The organism is Reichenbachiella carrageenanivorans (genome assembly GCF_025639805.1).
Taxonomy (GTDB): domain Bacteria; phylum Bacteroidota; class Bacteroidia; order Cytophagales; family Cyclobacteriaceae; genus Reichenbachiella; species Reichenbachiella carrageenanivorans.
On record NZ_CP106735.1, the window covers coordinates 744,576 to 761,809 of the forward strand.

22 protein-coding genes are annotated in these 17,234 nt (G+C 40.4%); 12 read left to right on the top strand and 10 right to left on the bottom strand.

The features are described 5' to 3' along the window. Nucleotides 1-150 precede the first annotated feature (150 nt). The 3 genes from N7E81_RS02770 to N7E81_RS02780 all read left to right on the top strand — a co-directional run bounded on the left by N7E81_RS02770 (nucleotide 151) and on the right by N7E81_RS02780 (nucleotide 1,866). A complete protein-coding gene (locus tag N7E81_RS02770) occupies nucleotides 151-546 on the top strand; it encodes a sugar 3,4-ketoisomerase (protein ID WP_263051757.1) in 396 nt (131 codons plus the stop codon). 3 nt (nucleotides 547-549) lie between these two features. After that, the gene (locus N7E81_RS02775; RefSeq protein WP_263051758.1) at nucleotides 550-1,470 is read left to right on the top strand and encodes a GNAT family N-acetyltransferase; all 921 of its coding nucleotides are present in this window, start codon (nucleotides 550-552) and stop codon (nucleotides 1,468-1,470) included. A gap of 123 nt (nucleotides 1,471-1,593) precedes the next feature. Next, on the top strand, nucleotides 1,594-1,866 hold the full coding sequence (locus tag N7E81_RS02780) for a hypothetical protein (RefSeq protein ID WP_263051759.1): 273 nt from the start codon (nucleotides 1,594-1,596) through the stop codon (nucleotides 1,864-1,866). 1 nt (nucleotide 1,867) lies between these two features. Here the strand turns inward: N7E81_RS02780 and porT are convergent, their stop codons facing one another. Next, a complete protein-coding gene (gene porT / locus N7E81_RS02785) occupies nucleotides 1,868-2,644 on the bottom strand; it encodes a type IX secretion/gliding motility protein PorT/SprT (protein WP_263051760.1) in 777 nt (258 codons plus the stop codon). Then, nucleotides 2,593-3,315 carry a bifunctional demethylmenaquinone methyltransferase/2-methoxy-6-polyprenyl-1,4-benzoquinol methylase UbiE gene (ubiE, locus tag N7E81_RS02790; RefSeq protein WP_263051761.1) on the bottom strand — a complete coding sequence of 241 codons (723 nt, stop codon included), beginning with the start codon at nucleotides 3,313-3,315 and terminating at the stop codon, nucleotides 2,593-2,595. The genes porT and ubiE overlap by 52 nt, the downstream gene beginning before the upstream one ends. 193 nt (nucleotides 3,316-3,508) lie before the next feature. Here ubiE and yihA point away from each other — a divergent pair, with 193 nt between their 5' ends. Genes yihA through N7E81_RS02805 form a run of 3 tightly spaced genes read left to right on the top strand, consistent with a single transcriptional unit; the run spans nucleotide 3,509 to nucleotide 4,899 of the window. Continuing rightward, on the top strand, nucleotides 3,509-4,105 hold the full coding sequence (gene yihA, locus N7E81_RS02795; protein WP_263051762.1) for a ribosome biogenesis GTP-binding protein YihA/YsxC: 597 nt from the start codon (nucleotides 3,509-3,511) through the stop codon (nucleotides 4,103-4,105). A gap of 37 nt (nucleotides 4,106-4,142) precedes the next feature. After that, nucleotides 4,143-4,580 carry a DUF5606 family protein gene (locus N7E81_RS02800; RefSeq protein WP_263051763.1) on the top strand — a complete coding sequence of 146 codons (438 nt, stop codon included), beginning with the start codon at nucleotides 4,143-4,145 and terminating at the stop codon, nucleotides 4,578-4,580. Between the two features lie 7 nt (nucleotides 4,581-4,587). After that, nucleotides 4,588-4,899, top strand: coding sequence for a hypothetical protein (locus tag N7E81_RS02805; protein WP_263051764.1), 312 nt, complete (start codon nucleotides 4,588-4,590; stop codon nucleotides 4,897-4,899). Here N7E81_RS02805 and fbp read toward each other — a convergent pair. Continuing rightward, a complete protein-coding gene (fbp, locus tag N7E81_RS02810) occupies nucleotides 4,896-5,909 on the bottom strand; it encodes a class 1 fructose-bisphosphatase (RefSeq protein WP_263051765.1) in 1,014 nt (337 codons plus the stop codon). The genes N7E81_RS02805 and fbp overlap by 4 nt on opposite strands. 140 nt (nucleotides 5,910-6,049) lie before the next feature. On the opposite strand from fbp, the gene N7E81_RS02815 reads away from it, so the two are divergent. After that, a complete protein-coding gene (locus N7E81_RS02815) occupies nucleotides 6,050-7,336 on the top strand; it encodes an aspartate kinase (RefSeq protein WP_263051766.1) in 1,287 nt (428 codons plus the stop codon). Here N7E81_RS02815 and N7E81_RS19460 read toward each other — a convergent pair. The 3 genes from N7E81_RS19460 to N7E81_RS02825 are packed head-to-tail and all read right to left on the bottom strand — an operon-like array spanning nucleotide 7,319 to nucleotide 8,629. Beyond that, nucleotides 7,319-7,609: a fructosamine kinase family protein gene (locus N7E81_RS19460; protein ID WP_407692705.1), complete on the bottom strand. Its 291-nt coding sequence runs from the start codon at nucleotides 7,607-7,609 to the stop codon at nucleotides 7,319-7,321. The genes N7E81_RS02815 and N7E81_RS19460 overlap by 18 nt on opposite strands. Beyond that, nucleotides 7,518-8,177, bottom strand: a complete 660-nt coding sequence (locus N7E81_RS02820) for a fructosamine kinase family protein (RefSeq protein ID WP_263051767.1) — start codon at nucleotides 8,175-8,177, stop codon at nucleotides 7,518-7,520. The genes N7E81_RS19460 and N7E81_RS02820 overlap by 92 nt, the downstream gene beginning before the upstream one ends. Further along, a complete protein-coding gene (locus N7E81_RS02825) occupies nucleotides 8,174-8,629 on the bottom strand; it encodes a low molecular weight protein-tyrosine-phosphatase (protein WP_263051768.1) in 456 nt (151 codons plus the stop codon). The genes N7E81_RS02820 and N7E81_RS02825 overlap by 4 nt, the downstream gene beginning before the upstream one ends. A gap of 162 nt (nucleotides 8,630-8,791) precedes the next feature. On the opposite strand from N7E81_RS02825, the gene N7E81_RS02830 reads away from it, so the two are divergent. Continuing rightward, complete coding sequence (locus tag N7E81_RS02830; RefSeq protein ID WP_263051769.1) at nucleotides 8,792-8,962, top strand: hypothetical protein; 171 nt, start codon at nucleotides 8,792-8,794, stop codon at nucleotides 8,960-8,962. A gap of 191 nt (nucleotides 8,963-9,153) precedes the next feature. Here N7E81_RS02830 and N7E81_RS02835 read toward each other — a convergent pair whose 3' ends face one another. After that, a complete protein-coding gene (locus N7E81_RS02835) occupies nucleotides 9,154-10,257 on the bottom strand; it encodes a DUF6588 family protein (RefSeq protein WP_263051770.1) in 1,104 nt (367 codons plus the stop codon). A 216-nt stretch (nucleotides 10,258-10,473) separates the two neighbouring features. Between N7E81_RS02835 and N7E81_RS02840 the strand changes: the two genes are divergently transcribed. Both N7E81_RS02840 and rsgA read left to right on the top strand, forming a co-directional pair. After that, nucleotides 10,474-11,103 (top strand): peroxiredoxin, encoded by a 630-nt coding sequence (locus tag N7E81_RS02840; RefSeq protein ID WP_263051771.1) that lies wholly within the window; start codon nucleotides 10,474-10,476, stop codon nucleotides 11,101-11,103. A gap of 77 nt (nucleotides 11,104-11,180) precedes the next feature. Further along, complete coding sequence (rsgA, locus tag N7E81_RS02845; RefSeq protein WP_263051772.1) at nucleotides 11,181-12,104, top strand: ribosome small subunit-dependent GTPase A; 924 nt, start codon at nucleotides 11,181-11,183, stop codon at nucleotides 12,102-12,104. Nucleotide 12,105: 1 nt separating this feature from the next. On the opposite strand, the gene N7E81_RS02850 is transcribed toward rsgA, so the two are convergent. After that, nucleotides 12,106-13,044 carry a glycosyltransferase family 2 protein gene (locus N7E81_RS02850; RefSeq protein ID WP_263051773.1) on the bottom strand — a complete coding sequence of 313 codons (939 nt, stop codon included), beginning with the start codon at nucleotides 13,042-13,044 and terminating at the stop codon, nucleotides 12,106-12,108. A gap of 67 nt (nucleotides 13,045-13,111) precedes the next feature. Between N7E81_RS02850 and N7E81_RS02855 the strand changes: the two genes are divergently transcribed. After that, on the top strand, nucleotides 13,112-13,483 hold the full coding sequence (locus N7E81_RS02855) for a hypothetical protein (protein WP_263051774.1): 372 nt from the start codon (nucleotides 13,112-13,114) through the stop codon (nucleotides 13,481-13,483). A gap of 100 nt (nucleotides 13,484-13,583) precedes the next feature. After that, complete coding sequence (secDF, locus tag N7E81_RS02860; protein WP_263051775.1) at nucleotides 13,584-16,568, top strand: protein translocase subunit SecDF; 2,985 nt, start codon at nucleotides 13,584-13,586, stop codon at nucleotides 16,566-16,568. 70 nt (nucleotides 16,569-16,638) lie between these two features. Here secDF and N7E81_RS02865 read toward each other — a convergent pair whose 3' ends face one another. Then, nucleotides 16,639-16,983 (bottom strand): type II toxin-antitoxin system PemK/MazF family toxin, encoded by a 345-nt coding sequence (locus tag N7E81_RS02865; RefSeq protein WP_263051776.1) that lies wholly within the window; start codon nucleotides 16,981-16,983, stop codon nucleotides 16,639-16,641. A gap of 2 nt (nucleotides 16,984-16,985) precedes the next feature. Further along, nucleotides 16,986-17,228 (bottom strand): hypothetical protein, encoded by a 243-nt coding sequence (locus N7E81_RS02870; RefSeq protein WP_263051777.1) that lies wholly within the window; start codon nucleotides 17,226-17,228, stop codon nucleotides 16,986-16,988. Nucleotides 17,229-17,234: the final 6 nt, after the last annotated feature.

Below are 17,234 nucleotides of genomic sequence, written 5' to 3' on the forward strand. Positions count from 1 at the left end.
CTGCGTTGTCGTATAAAAACAACTCCAAAAGGCAATGACTAGACATAGTTTTTTAAATAATGGACGAATAATCGTAGGCTTTGGGTGGAAAGAAGTATTTCGATTTTTTTTAAGCGTAATAATCGGCAAATTTGATATTAAATTAATGATATGACAATTCCTAAATTATATAATCTTCCGACAGTGAATCAAAGTGCCCTCATGACTATAGCTGAAGGTGATTTTATTCCATTTGACATTCAACGAGTCTATTGGATTACGTCCAATATCCAAGATCAAATACGCGGAGAGCATGCGCACAAGTCGTGCCAACAATTGCTTTCGTGTCTAAGTGGAAAACTTAAAATCACTATGGAAGATATTCAAGGTAAAAAGTACCATTTTGAATTGTCTCAGCCCAATGAAATGGTACTCATTCCATCACAATATTGGTGCAAAATCGAATATAATAAAGATGCTATTGTGTTGGTGATGGCTTCTCAAGGTTATGATGCAAAAGACTATATCAGAGAATACAACACATTCAAATCACAAACGACAAGTTAAAGAATGGTAGCAGATAGGCTAATTTTTTTGGAAGGGATACCTGATACTTCTACACTCAAAGATCTCCCCATATATTATAAGCCTCAATACTTAAGGCTAATCCAACCCAATGTAAAAGGCTTTTACGCTTTGCTCCCAAACAGGAGAGACATTGTTATGCTCCTCTATTTTCAATGTATTGAAAATGAAGCCATCAGTCTCCAAGAAGCCCCTTTTGGAGGCATTTATTTCACACAACTGGCAGAAAACCGTCAAATCAATGACTTTCTTCAGTTCATCTCTCTACAGCTCTCAACAATAGGCATCACCCGACTCTCAATCAAAATCGCTCCTCGTTGCTACGGCCCATCAGCACTTCCGCTCGATACTATCGGCATGTCCTCCACAAAAAGAGAAATCAATCACCACTTGCCTATCACTTCAAAATCGCTCACAGATCAGATGACTCAGATGCAACGCAGGCGTTTGAAAAAAGGCATGGCAGCCAATTTTGTTTTTGTACAAGAGGCGCCTGATCAACTTAATAAAATATATACATTCATTCAGGCATGTAGAGCTCAGAAAAAACACGCCATTTCTGTCTCATTAACCAAACTGAAAGCTCTCTCAGATGCACTCCCCTCACGCTACCTTATGTTTAGCTGTTATCATCAAGGGCAACTTATAGCAGCTACGATATGTGTCATGGTGAATGATAGAGTGCTCTACAATTTTTTACCTGCAAGCCTCAAAACCTACAATACCTACAGTCCGATGGTCTTTCTGCTAAACAAAATTTACGAATATGGACAACAGCATTATTTTGAAGTATTAGACTTGGGCACGTCTATGCTTGATGATAAACCCAACGAAAAGCTCATTACTTTTAAAAATAGAATGGGAGGAGTACAAACCGAAAGATCTATCTATTCACGGGAAATTTGAGTCTTCTATCTAAGTAAATCACCTAAATACGCTCCAGAATCAATAGAAAATTTGCCTCACGCTTATATCGTAACATTATTATCTGTAAATTCGTCTCTTTCATTAACATCATCCCAAAAATTGTTGAAGAAAACCTTTCCCATATTGTTCTGTCTGTTTTTCAGTATTCAGGTATTTGCAAATACCGAAAAAACGAATGCTGAGAAAAATGATGAATCCAAGTCCGTAGACGCAAAGAAAGAGGCCGAATCTGTAGAAAATTCTGAGCAAAGCGAGACGAATGCTGAACCCGATTCTAGCTACTACTCCGTCAACAAGTTCAACTTCTTATTCTACTTTGTGTATAAAATGAAATACATGGAAGACGAAACCGAAGTAGAAGCCCCTAAAAAATAATTTAATATTTTCTAGCCTTTTTTCGGAATGAAGATGGCCCTCCCTCGAAGGTCACATAAATCGTGAAACTATGAATATTTAGACTTTCGATTCCCGCACTAAAGTCATTTTGCTCACTGTCCAATACATTTAACAAACCAAACGAATACCTGACTTCTGGAGAGAATTTGAATAACTCCTGAAATAAATCAAGACCCACACCCACATCCAAAGACAAATTAAACTTATCGATCAGCAAACGTTCTGACGCGTCTTCATCTTTCTTATTACCAGACACTTTTACCGCTGGTGTTATCCCCGCTAAAAGGTAAATGGCTCTATTTTCTCTTCGTACAGATTTGTATTTAAATAAAACTGGAAGTTCAAAATAGGTAGGATCTCTCAATTCATTATAGACTTCTCCGTTGTCGTACCTATAGTCTAGCCCGAGTTGATAGAAACTAAAAGTAGGTGCCACTCGAATATCCATGTACTGAAAGACATGAAAATTAACGATAAACCCAATTTTGAACCCAAACTTATCCGTTGGCAAAATGGAATGTACAGAATCTAACGCAGGGGTAATGTACTCATCCGAATACTTCAATCTAAACCTAGACTTATGCCCACCGATCATAAACCCGTAGTGTACACTTTGTTCATCAAAATTCGGCAAATTGATCGCACCTGAAATCTGAGCATGAGACTCAGTAGCAACCAGACAGCAGCCAACGACAAAAGCCAGTACTATTTTATGGCAGTGTATATGGAGCTTATGCCGAAAGTTAAAGGTTTGCATTTAGTGTCTTTGTATCCTGTTTTTTCTAAAATATTGAGAAAGTCTTGACCGTAAGGAAATTCTGCAACTGATTCTGGCAAGTAGGTGTAGGCGGCATTATCACTCGATACTATCTTGCCGATCAGTGGCAATATAGCCTTAAAATAAAAACCGTAAAGCTGTTTCATTGGAAATTTGGTAGGTTTAGAAAACTCCAAAACAACCAACTTGCCTCCATCCTTCAGCACACGCCTCATATCAGAGAGACCTTTTTCCAAATGTTCGAAATTCCTTACGCCAAAGGCAACGATCACAGCGTCAAACTTATTGTCTTCGAAAAGCAACTGCTCTGAATCACCAAGGCGCATTTCGATAATATCTTCCACTCCTAGTTCAATCATTTTCTTCTTGCCTACTTCGAGCATACCTTCAGAGATATCCACTCCGATGATTTTTTCTGGTTTTAGCTTCAGAGCCTCTATAGCCAAATCACCTGTGCCAGTTGCAATATCAAGGATGATTTTAGGTTGATGCGATTTCAACTGACGGATGGCTTTTTTCCTCCAAAGGATATCAATACCCATGCTAAGAAAGTGATTGAGGAAATCATAGCGTTTACTGATATTATTAAACATATCAGCTACTTGTTGCTTCTTCGATTGCTCTTGATTTTTATAAGGTAGTACCGCCAATTGCTTCTTATTTTTATGAGGTTGCAATATTACACGGAATCCTTGAATTAATTATCAATCAAACCCTCCAACCCACCCTATTCCACATTTTTAAGCGCAGATATTAGATTCACAGAGCGAAGACATATAAATTAAATGTGTGATCGATGGAGTTCCAAATTGGTTTTAAGCATTTTTGCAAAAAATTACTCCTATGAAAATCACAAGTTCCGAATTCGTCATCAGCAATACCGACTACAAATTATGTCCTGCCGCCGACAAGCCAGAATATGCTTTTATAGGAAGATCCAATGTGGGCAAATCGTCGCTTATCAATATGCTCACAGACAAAAACAAACTAGCCAAAACCTCTGGAAAACCCGGAAAAACCCAGTTGATCAATCACTTTTTGATTAATAAAACGTGGTACTTGGTAGATTTACCAGGCTACGGCTGGGCTCAGGTGAGCAAAGAAATGAAGCAAAAATGGGAGGTCATGACCAAAAATTATTTGGGTCAACGAGAAAACCTACACAACGTATTTGTATTGATCGATTCTCGGATTCCTCCACAGAAGATTGATATCGATTTTTTGAATTGGCTCGGAGAATATCAAATTCCGTTCTCTATTATTTTCACCAAAGCCGACAAGCCTAACAATTCAAAAATCCAATCTAATATTGCGAACTTTAAAACAGAATTAAAAAAACACTGGGAAGAGATCCCGCCTACTTTTGTGACCTCATCTGCACAAAAAGTAGGTCAGAAGGAAATATTAGAATACATCGGTCAAATTAATGAGAGTGTATAAGATTATATTAATTTTACGGCCGGTTTAACAACAAACTATGGATTTCAACGAAATAGCAACGGTATCAGGCAAAGGAGGACTATTCAGCGTAGTGGCTCCTACACGTGGAGGTATGATCCTCGAATCAATGGACGAACAGAAAAAGAAGTTGGTAGTTAATGTCAACTCTAAAGTTTCTGTTCTTGGTGAAATATCGATTTATACCACTGACAAAGAGGGCTCTCGCCCATTGTCACAAGTGATGCAAAAAATTCACAAAGAATTTGATGGAGACACTGGCTTGACTACCAATTCGGACAACGAAGAATTGAAAGCTTTCTTAAGGTTTATCCTTCCAGAGTACGACGAGGATCGCGTGTACACCTCAGACATCAAAAAAGTAGTGAAGTGGTACGACCTACTCAGCAAAAACTACCCAGAGCTGTTCGAGGAAAAAGAGGAGAAAGAAGAAAAAGCCGCAGAAAAGAAAAAATAAGCTTCTGATGAGCTTACCTCTCAACACTTGCGCAGCACTTATTACCAAGCATTTCCAACTCCCAGATGAGGAGTTGGAACATTGCCAGTCATCGGAAAAAGAACTCGAGCAAGCCCTCTCCGCTATCATAAATAACTTGCTGAATCAGGATCTTGCACGCCTGATGAATGCCTTTTATAAAATTGATTTGAACGAAATTGTATTCAAACGAATCATTACTTCCGAAGCTCCCGACCAAATAGGTCTGGCACTAGCCAAAGAAGTAATCAAACGAGAATGGCAAAAGGTAAAAACCAGAGAAAGACACAGAAGCAATTAGTTCTTCTGTACGATGGACGCTTCTCCTCTAAAAGCATGTGCTTTGTTCACCATATCAGGCGACCCAATAAATAGTGGCACACGCTGATGCAGTTCTGTAGGTTCGATTTCCATTACACGACGCTGACCATCCGTAGCCATGCCACCTGCCTGCTCTATAATGAAAGCCAGACAGTTGCATTCGTACATGAGCCTGAGCTTACCATCAGGTGCCTTTTCCGTACTAGGATAGATGTAGATACCTCCCTTCAACAAATTTCTATGGAAATCTGCCACCAAAGAGCCAATGTATCTCGCACTATATTGTTGTTCTTTACAATATTCAATGTATGCTTTCACTTCTGGCTCAAAACTGTTGTAAGAACCTTCGTTGATAGAGTACATTTTTCCATCTTTTGGGCACTTCATATTTTGATGAGACAATAAAAACTCGCCCAAAGTGGGCTCGAAGGTAAAGCCATTTACACCATGACCAGTAGTATAAACCAGCATCGTGGAAGATCCATATAAGATATAGCCCGCTGCTACTTGCTTATCGCCTTTTTGCAAAACATCTTCCATCTGCACAGGCGTACCGATAGGGGTAACTCTCCTATAAATAGAAAATATGGTTCCGATAGATACATTCACATCGATATTGGATGAGCCATCCAGCGGATCCATTGCCACCACATATCTACTATTGGAGTTTAAACGAATCAAATCATCTTCCTCTTCGGAAATAATCGCACAGACTTCTCCGCCATTTTTAAGGGCGCGTGTAAATCTGATATCCGCAATTACATCTAATTTTTGCTGTTCTTCGCCCTGTACATTAGTGGCACCATAGGCGCCAGCGATATCCAGCAAGCCAGATTTATTGACTTCACGATTAATTATTTTTCCAGCAAGGGCTATATCTCTTAGTAATTGAGACAACTCACCAGTGGCGAAAGGAAATTCGCCTTGTTTGTCATTGATGAATCTATCTAAGGTAGTACCAATAGTAGATCCGAGTGTATGCTTGTCCATGAAAAGTGTTTTGGGTACTGCAAAAATAGAAATAATAGCTTAATGATGGGGCTCTCAAATTAGTTTCTCCCTTCAATTGTTGCTCATTTATTTTTTTATTCTATCACCCTAGGTAATTTTGCGACCCTAATTTTAAAAAAATGAAAGTATTCAAATTTGGTGGCGCATCGGTAAAAGATGCCCCTTCTGTAAAAAATGTAGCTGAAGTAATCAAGCAATTTTGCAACGAAGAACTCGTAGTCATTGTGTCTGCTATGGGTAAAACGACCAACGCACTGGAAGAATTAGTGCAATTGTTTTTTGACAAAGGAGACTGGCAGGGGCAGTTGCAAGTCATCAAAAATTTTCATTTCGACATTTCTAATGGTCTCTTCGAAAAAGACCATCAGGTATTCGAAAGACTAGAAACCATATTTGAAGGAATCGCCAAATATTTAAGTTTTGCAGAAAGCAAACCCTATATGGAAGTATATAGTGAGATGGTAAGTCAGGGCGAACTGCTCTCTACTCGCATCATCAGAAACTATCTAAACGAAAACATACACAAAACCATCTGGATAGATGCTCGCACCTATGTAAAGACCGACTACAACTACATAGACGCTCGTGTAGACTGGGACATGACCAAAAGAAATATTAGCGAAAAGATTCCAGCTTTTGCCAAAGATGCTATCGTCATCACGCAAGGATTTATCGGGTCTAATGGTGAAGGAAAAACAACCACACTAGGTCGTGAGGGATCTGATTTTAGTGCCGCTATTTTCGCTACAGGCCTTAGTGCTGAATCTGTCACGGTATGGAAAGACGTGCCAGGTGTCATGACTGCTGATCCTAGAAAAATGCCAGATGCAGTGATCATTCCTAAGCTAAGCTATACGGATGCCTCTGAAATGACTTATTACGGTGCGTCTATCATTCACCCACGCACCATCAAACCTTTGGCACAAAATGGCATTAAACTGTACGTTCGCCCTTTCAATGCACCAGAAGAATTGGGTACAGTGATTGGCGATGAGGGTACGGGTATGCATCCAGCTTCTTTCATCTTGAAAACCAAACAAGTATTTATCGACTTTAAAGTCACTGACTTTACGTTTATAGATGAGAAAAAATTAAGTATGATTTTCAATGCCTTGGATCAGCTCAATATCAAAATCAATTTGATGCAAAACTCAGCGGTGAGTTTCTCTATTTGTATTGACAAGAAATTTGACAAAGTCGAGCATTTGGTACAAAGGCTCAGTGACACTTTCAATATCGAAATGCGCGACAATCTAGAAATGCTGACAGTGAAAGGATATGACCAAGAAGCATTGGATAAAATCTACGATCGTAAGGAAATATTGCTAGAACAAAAATCGAAAGATGTGTATCACCTTCTATATGTGCCAGAAAAAAAGCACAAAGAATTAAGTGAATCGGCGTAAGGCAGAAACGATCCCACTGAGGTAAGCACTGCCAAACAAATTGACATGTACCAGGAGCGGGTATAAATTGAATATTGATTCTCGCTCTCGGTATCCCTCTTTCAAAGGGAATGCTTCGTGATAGCTTTCGTAAAACCGATTTTCAAAACCCCCAAACATCCGAGTAAAGGCCAGTTCTGCCTCACGATGACCATAATAAACTGCAGGATCGATCATAAAGGACAGGCTGCCCATGCACATCTGCCAAAAAATTGCCTGACCAGAGGTCTCCATGCAATAAAGCTGGCTCTTCCTCTGGTAATAATACTGATAGCACCCTCAAAAGCTGATCAAACCTGTTCGTCAGCTCTTTATCTATCAACCCACGATCTCTTGCCATTTTAATTTGTGGCATAAGCCTACAATGAATGAAAAATTCCGACCAATTACGATCCCTTATATTGGACTGCGGGAGGCTACCAATATAATTATCATGATCTAAACCAAAAGTTTCGGAAGTACACTGGTGAAGTGCTGCCAGAGACTGACCAAATACAGACCAAAAATTTTCTGTACTCCTCCCTGACTCAACAAAAGTCAAACAGAGAAAATCTGCTGTAGTTGTTTTTCCTATACCTTGCACCTTTGGCACACCGATCGTATCTGTGCTTCTGAGTAGCACCAGTCCCTGCGCTTCTGTTTCGAACATGTGTGAGGCCCCTTGACCCCACTTAAGAAAGTACGTTTTTCCATCAAACAAAAACTTACCAGCTTGATGGATACACCCTCCACCAATAGGTTTTATTTCGACTTCGGTCAGAGTGTCAAATAACTGACGCGCGACGGCTTCGCCTAATTTCATTTTTGAGTTTCGATATGCGCTATCAATTGATCTACTGAGCGAGAAACCATCTGGAAAACATTTTCGAAACCATCATAGCCACCGTAGTAAGGATCTGGCACATCCAAATCTCCATCAGCCTCTGGGTCAAAACCGCGCAACAAATAAAGATTTTTAGCACTCCCCGCAGCAAGCGCCTTCATGTCTCGAAAATTATTTCTATCCATAGCCAATATATAATCGAACCGATCAAAATCCTCTGCCACAAATTTTCTTGCCTTGTGGCTGATGGGTACTCCGTGTGCTCGTGCCACTTCTATACTTCTATGATCTGGATTTTCTCCCACATGATAAGCCGCAGTACCTGCTGAGTCTGCTTCCATACTTAAACCCTTCACCTTATGATTAAAGATCGCCTCGCCCAGAGGTGAGCGACAAATATTGCCTAGGCATACAAATAAGACTTTAGTCATAGCTACTCTTTTTTCTTGCCAAAATTTTTAATTATTATAAACTGCTACGCAAAATTAATTTAGTCTATTATTTCAATGAATTCATCGAAATAGAAATGACCCCACCTCATTATTATATAATTTTACCTTAGAGAAATCTAAACCAAAACATAACACAATAGCATGTCAACAAAAGTAAAATCAGAACTGTCCTTTATCTTCAAGCTTTCGCTCTTGTTCTTGATTTTATTCGCTAGCAAAGTGAATAGATCTTCTGATATTTTCGCTTCTACGAAAGAAGCCCTTATCCCTGCAGACAATATCTCTGTGATCACAACCTCAATTAGAGAGTAAAAGAGCTTTTTTCTATTTCAAGAAAAAATTTAAAAAAAAATCACAACAGGTGGTTACTTTGTATATGTATCTAGTATAAACAAGTACATAACACAAATTTTATTCATACACCTGTTTAACATTTTTATCAAAAATGAAAAGCCCCGAGATCACAATCGGGGCTTTTCGTTTTTATATTGTTTTGTATTTTATTACCTGATGCTAAGCCCTATACCTGCAGTAATGGTGTTATACTCTTGGAAAGTATAGTCTGCATGCAAAGTAATAATAGCAAATTTCAATCGTAGACCTGCCGTACCTCTAAAACCATTACTTACATAAGTTTCTGACACAGGATCTTCCAAAGGAATAGTAACAGTAGTACCATTATTATCCTCTCCCTCTATTAGGTACGTACCTTTGATATCTAGTGAAGACGAAGAATTGTTGTAACCGAATCCGCCGTACAAAGTCAAAATCGAAAGTTTCTTAGACACCAGTACTTGGTAAGTCCAAGAGTTGATTCCTATTTCTCCTACCTGATCTTCCCCATCTATCAATCCATTTTCTAAATCCAACGTGGTATTGATTCTATTGTAGCCCACCAAAATGGACATATCTATCGGAATGTGCTTAAGCCCTGGGATCCACTGCTTAAAATCATGCATCAAGCCCAACCCAAACATGCTCACCTTGTAACCATCTTCTTCGCTTTCCTGCGTTGGCATCCATCTCACTTTCAAATCCGTGTTTTTGATCAAGCCCAATCCAAGCTGAATCATTGGCATAGGTACGTAACCGTTTACGTCATCGCTCAAGTTTAGCCCTGGAGGCGCATAAAATTGAGCTGTAGCTGTTTCTGTTTGTCCCGACACACTTGGTGCGGTCAGGCTCGATTCTAACAGCACTTGTGAATCATCTCCAAAAACGGTTGGCAATGATTCCGTATTCTGAGAAGCGGTTCTAATTCCACCATTATTAGTATCTCCAGCACTTAGGAAATCGAAAAACAATTCGCTACTTGGCGCTTTAGCCAAGCTCACTGTAGCCGTAAGATCAAAACCTAATGGTTTGTGTGTTTTCGCAGTATTGTACCACCCATTGGCAGTACCATATCCGAAACCTACAAAAACAGGATTGAGGTAGTTGCCCATCAATTCGCTAGCAGCCTCTTCTCCACCATAAAGAAACAGACCAAGGTCTAGAGACTCAGGATCTGGAATGGCCTGATTCGTTTGCGCCAGTAGGTTAGAATTGGCCGAGCATACTATTCCAAGACAAATAGTAAGTATTGATTTAGTAAAGTTGAATCTCATAATTTTCAGTTTTTAATTCGAGGTTTAAAAATAAGTCTAATTCAAACAATTACACAAAGAAAGGCTTTTTCTTAGTTGAATGAGGGGTTTCTGTCTAGGAAAAAAACTATTCTATCGACCGATAAAGAAAATTGATTTAATACTTTCTTCTACCGTTTTTGAAACACTAATTTTGAAGTGTTAAAATAGTTAAATCATAAACATTCATACATAATTATGTCATTAGTAGGAAAAAAAGCACCCTTGTTTGAAGCCCCAGCGGTAATCAACGGCGAAGAAATAGTAGAATCATTTTCATTGGATCAATACTTAGGTAAAAAAGAAGTAATCTTCTTCTTCTACCCAAAGGATTTTACATTCGTATGCCCAACAGAAATCTTGGCTTTCCAAGAAAAATTGGCTGAATTCGAAAAAAGAGGCGTAGCAGTAGTAGGCGCATCTACGGATACTGAAGAAACGCACTTGGCTTGGTTGATGACAGACAAGAACAAAGGCGGTATCTCTGGTGTAACTTATCCATTGGTAGCTGATACTAGCAAGACAATTGCTCACAACTACGGTGTATTGGCTGGAGATTGGGATTACGACGAAGAAGGTCAGCTCGCATTCAAAGGATTGCCTATCGCTTTTAGAGGTACTTTCTTGATCGACAAAGAAGGTACAGTAAGACAAGAAACCATCAACGATCTTCCATTAGGTAGAAACATCGACGAAATGATCAGATTGGTAGATGCACTTCAGTACGTAGAGAAGCACGGCGAAGTATGCCCTGCCAACTGGGAAGAAGGCAAAGACGCTATGCAAGCCACTAGAGAAGGAGTAGCTGATTATTTGTCTAAGCACTAAAGAAACCGTATTATATACTTAAGAAAAGTCCTCCTTGATGGAGGACTTTTTTATTTTAGCCCCTCCAAAATAAACAAATGCAAGGAACGGTAACAAAATCGATGGGGTTGTGGTACTTGGTCGAGGGTGCAGACGGCGAAAGCTACAACTGTCGCCTCAAGGGCAAGTTTAAACTTGAAAACAAGAAAATATCCAATCCTGTGGCGGTTGGCGACAAAGTCACCTTACTAGAAGATGAAGGCAATGCCGAAGCTTGGATCATATCAGAAATTCTTCCTCGCGAAAACTATATTATCCGTACTTCTCCCAAGAAAAAGGGGCATGGGCACATCATTGCCAGCAATATAGACCTAGCCATCGTGATCGCTACAGTAGCCAATCCCAGAACCTCTTTAGGCTTTATTGACCGATTTCTGGTAACGGCCGAAGCCTTTAGGATTCCCGCTATGATTTTGTGCAACAAAATAGACCTCCTCTCTGCCGAAGAACTAGCAGGGCTGAAGGAAAAAATGAAGGAATATGAGGTGCTCGGATACCAAACGGGGTTTATATCAGCGCTCAATCCTAAAGATATCGCTGCTTTGAAAGAAATTTTGCACAACCAAACCACTTTGATTTCTGGTCATTCTGGAGTGGGCAAGTCCACAGTAGTAAATCAACTCATTCCCGAAGCCGAACAAAAGACTAGTGAAATTTCGGACTTTTCTGAAAAAGGCACTCACACCACTACCTTTGCCGAAAGGTTCAAAGTAGCCGAGAACTCCTACATCATAGATACGCCCGGCATCAAAGAACTAGGACTAGCAGAGATCGAAAAAGACGAACTCAGCCACTACTTTCCTGAGTTGAGACAGCTGCTGGGTCAGTGCAAATTCAACAACTGCACCCATACCCACGAGCCAGGCTGTGCAATAGCAGCTGCCTACGAGGCAGGCGAGATTTCGCAAAGCAGATACGACAGCTATCTAAGTATGCTAATGGGAGATGACAACAGGAGGTGAATCAATTCATCAATCTCTGAATGGGCTTTTTGAGCCAATTGAAATTCAGACCAAATACCCCGACTCTCTTCAAAATCATATAAGTCATCGGAATTTTTGCCAGCTCAGCCCAGAGCTGAAAAAAACCTTGTAGTTCTATATTTTTGCCAGCTAAAAAAGCATGTCTGATTTCGTATCTCAAGCGATTAATCAATGCGGCATTTTCAGATTCGCTTTGGTTGAGTCGCTGAGCTTTTTGACAGACGATAAGTGTAGAGCCTACTTTAGAATCACCCTTTTGATAAAACGAAGTCGATTGAGAGTAGCGCAGAAGCCGTACGTATGTAAGCATTTCTGCCTGATAAGCATAAAGCCAATTTCTAGAAGACCTCACCCAAAAATCAAAATCTTCATAAGCGAGATTTTCATCATACCCGCCCAATTCATCTAACACCCTTTTTCGTATCATCATGGTAGGTGTGGGCACAAAATACGTATCAATCAGTTTTTCATAAACATTCCCCTCGTAAGCTATCATACCAGTATTATAAAAATGGCGATACAGCTCCTTCCCAGACTCATCTATATATAAGGCATCGGAATAAATCACACCGACACGCTCCTCTTGCTGCTCAAAAAAAGCCACCTGCTTTTCAATCCTATCTAACGTCAGCACATCATCACCAGCCAAGTCTATCACATACTTTCCTTTGGCTAATGCCAACCCCTGATTGAACGCTTGTGTATTGCCCAAATTTTGACGTAAATCTATGAATACAATCTCCGGCCTATTGGTGAGCCATTCGGCGATCACCTCCCGACTATGATCTGTACTGGCATCATCTACCACGATCAATTGAACCTGAGCATAGGTCTGATTCGCTACAGCATCCAAAGCTTCTTTTACAAACCTTGCCTGATTATAGCACAGACAGATGACCGATACCAGTGGATTTTCCATAAGTTCAAAACTAAATATTTGTACGGTTCTTCCATCTAATTAATATTTATATACTTTTGTGGGCTTGATGAACATGATCACAAACATAGCGAAGTACAAAACGCTCATCCTAATCATAGGGATGATAGCTGGATTGGGTATAGTAGCCCAGCCCATACTAAAGGCCTATGTAGACTGTGAAGTTGTTTGCAAACTAGGTAAAGACACTGATCAGCAAAAGGATAGCCAAAAGGAGAATCCTAATGATGCGCAGATATCTACGCTAGAAGCCATCGCACCTACTGCTCAGATTCATTTCTCTCCTTTGGACTTTGTGCTAGAAGATCTGCCTACTGCAGAGACGCCAAAAGCCAATCAAAGAATACGGATGGCTGTGCAGCTACCCGAAAAGCTCCTTAAGGTGCTTTTCAATATTATTATTGCCCCAAACGCTCCCTAAGCGCCTCCTCTTGTCCGTTGGACAACTACTACTAGGCCACTCACAGCCTACACTCAATAAAAACCTTATTCAGTAATTACTTTTTTAAACATTTATACAAATGAAAAATAAAGGCGGAGTAGTACTACTCACGATTGTAGTCTCCATACTTTGTGTTTATTATCTGTCGTTCACTTTTGTGGCACAGCGAGTAAACCAACAAGCAATAGATGCAGCTACTGTGGACAATACCACAGACTACCAAAAGAAACAACAATACCTCGATTCTGTATGGAACGAGCCAGTATATAATCTTTTTGGTGTGGATTTCACCTATAAGGAAATTAAAGAAACAGAATTGAACCTTGGGCTTGACCTTCAGGGCGGCATGCATGTAACCTTAGAAGTCTCTCCAGTAGAGATCGTAAAAGGCATCAGCGGCAACAGCACCGATCCTAATTTCTTGAAAGCCTTGGATATGGCCAAAGAAAGAGTGAAAGGCACGCAGCTAGATTTTGTAAATGAATTTTACAATGCGTACAAAGAATTATCTCCAGACAAATCTCTAGCAAGTGTATTCGCTACAGCAGCCAATAGAGGAAGAATCAGCCTCAGCACTTCTGACGAAGAAGTCTTGGACTTGATCAACACGGAGGTAGATGGAGCGATCGAAAGATCATTCAATATCTTAAGAACTAGAATTGACAGATTCGGTACTTCACAACCTAACATTCAAAGATTGCAAGGTACTGGAAGGATCCAAATCGAACTCCCAGGTGTAGACAATCCAGAGCGAGTAAGAAGGCTCCTACAAGGAGTAGCTAAGCTTGAGTTTTGGGAAGTATACGATATGCAAGAAATTTTCCCAACACTTCAAGCAATGAACGATGTGATGGTGAAAGAAATGAAAGCCGAACTACCAGAAATTTCTGGAGAAGAAGCAGAAAGCACTGAATCAGAAGACTTGGGAGACCTATTGTCTGACGACAGCGAAGTGGATTCGTTGAATGCAGATGACCTAGAATCACAACTAGCCAGCGATAGCACAGCTGTAGACTCTACTTTCAACTCACAAGTATCACCATTGTTTAGCTTATTGAAAGCACAATATGGCTTGGTGTACGATTTGAAAGACACCGCACAAGTCAACAGAATGTTGAAAAACGCTAAAGTTCAGCAAGTAATCCCTGCGACTATCAAATTCATGTGGTTGGTAAAACCAATCAAGAGTCAGGACGAATTGAGCACAGACGAATTCTTAGAATTGTATGCAATCAAGTCTAGCCGTGGTGGCAAGGCGCCATTGAGCGGTGAGGTAATTGTAGATGCTCGTCAGGATCTAGATCAAAGAACACAACCAGCCATCAGCATGAACATGAATGCGACTGGTGCGAAAAAGTGGAAAAAATTGACGGGTGAAAACACGAACAGAAGAATAGCCATCGTACTAGACAACTACGTGTACTCTGCTCCAAATGTACAAGGAGAAATCCCTAACGGAAGCTCGCAAATCACCGGTAACTTCACCTTAGAAGAAGCCAAAGATTTGGCTAACATCCTGAAAGCAGGTAGCCTTCCTGCTCCCACTACTATTGTAGAAGATGTAGTGATCGGGCCTACCTTGGGTAAGGTTGCTCAAGATCAAGGGATGTTATCTATTTTCGCTGGTTTGGCGATTGTGATCCTCTTCATGATCGCTTATTATTCTGGCGGTGGTATGATTGCTAACCTCGCTTTGTTCTTCAATGTATTCTTCATCTTGGGTATTTTAGCTCAGTTGAGTGCAGCTTTGACACTGCCTGGTATCGCCGGTATCGTATTGACAATCGGTATGTCTATCGATGCGAACGTGCTAATTTTCGAAAGAATCAAAGAAGAATTGAAAAATGGAGCAGGCCTGAGACAAGCCATCTCTTCTGGATATGGCAAAGCTTACTCTTCTATTGTAGATGCTAACGTGACTACTTTCTTGGTAGGTATCATCCTTTATACTTTGGGGCAAGGCCCAGTAAAAGGATTTGCGATCACTTTAATGGTCGGTATAGCTTGTTCTTTCTTCTCTGCAGTATTTATCACAAGAGTGATCGTAGAGTGGATGAGCAAAAAAGGAGATAATAGTAAAATTTCGTTTACTACAGGTCTATCTAAAAATGCTCTTGCAGGAATGAACTTCGACTTCATTTCTAAAAGAAAATTTGCCTACCTATTCTCCTCTGCTTTTATCGCCATTGGACTTATTGCAATAATCGCAAAAGGGTTGACTTATGGAGTAGACTTTACAGGGGGTAGATCTTATGTAGTGGCTTTTGATCAGCCCGTAGAATCTTCTGCATTAAAAGTAGCTTTGGGTTCTTCGTTCGACAATCAGGGCGTGGAAGTAAAAACTTACGGCTCTAACAATGTATTGAAAGTAACGACCAGTTACATGATCAACGACGAGTCTGATCAAGCAGATGCTCAAGTAAAAGAAGCCTTGGTAAGTGGTGTATCTGAGTTTACGAGCTTATCATACGTGCAAGACGACACCAAAGCTGCTGAAGGCAATTTCACTATAGTGAGCTCTTCTAAAGTGGGCGCTACCATAGCTGACGACATCAAAAATGCCTCTACCGAATCAGTAGTATTCGCATTGATCGTGATCTTCTTGTACATCTTAGTAAGGTTTAGAAAATGGCAATTTGGACTGGGTGCGATCATCGCACTTTTCCACGATACTTTATTCGTATTGTCTGCCTTTGCTATTGCCAACTTGCTCGGATTCTCGTTCGAAGTAGATCAAGTATTCATCGCTGCAATGCTGACCATCATTGGTTACTCGATCAACGATACCGTAGTTGTATTTGATAGAATCAGAGAAAACCTCGCCATCAGAACCAACAGCGAAATGAAAGATGTATTCAACGAATCGCTCAACAGTACCATGAACAGAACGATGATTACTTCTCTCACTACTTTGATCGTAGTTGTGGTCTTGTTCATCTTTGGTGGGGCTGTGCTGAAAGGCTTCTCATTCGCGCTGATCGTAGGTATTTTGATCGGTACTTATTCTTCTTTGTTCATTGCTACTCCGATAGTAATTGACCTCAACAAGAAGAAGGAGCAATAAGAGAAAACCTCTCTTTAAAAAACTTCAAAAGCCTTGAAGGTCTCCATGATCTTCAAGGCTTTTTTTATTTCTACCAATCTAAATCCAGCACAACATTGATGTTGTGCTTTACTTTTTTAATTGATTCTGTCGCTATTTTTCCCTTTCGGGTAATGAGTCTCTTGTTGTCTACCGCTCGGAGCTGATCGATGATCACATCAGACGGCCTATCCAATCCTCCTTCTCCTATGGCCAATGCCACACGCAGTATTTTGAGATCGGCGTTCACGTTCGTAGTAATCGGGCATATCAGCGTAGATGGATGCCCTACGTCGCTCAAAAGGTTGGACTGTACGATGAGTACCGGGCGTACTTTCCCTATTTCGGCACTTCTTTGAGGGTTTAGATTAGCCAGCCAAACTTCAAATCTTTTCATGCTCAGTCTAAAAAGTCCAAGTCATCCTCCAAAGCCTCAAACTCGCTGAGCACCTCCATCGAGCCGCCATAAGCCGCCGCCGACTCCACCACTAAGCGACTACGCATAAGCTTGCGCTTGTAGAGCTTGTTGTAGAAGGCCACCGCTTCGTTGATGTATTTGTTCCTTTTTTTGTTAATTTCTGAAAGAATAAATTCTGTATCGTCGAAAATATCCTCTTCCAGTTTGAGTGATAGATTTTTCATCGGGAT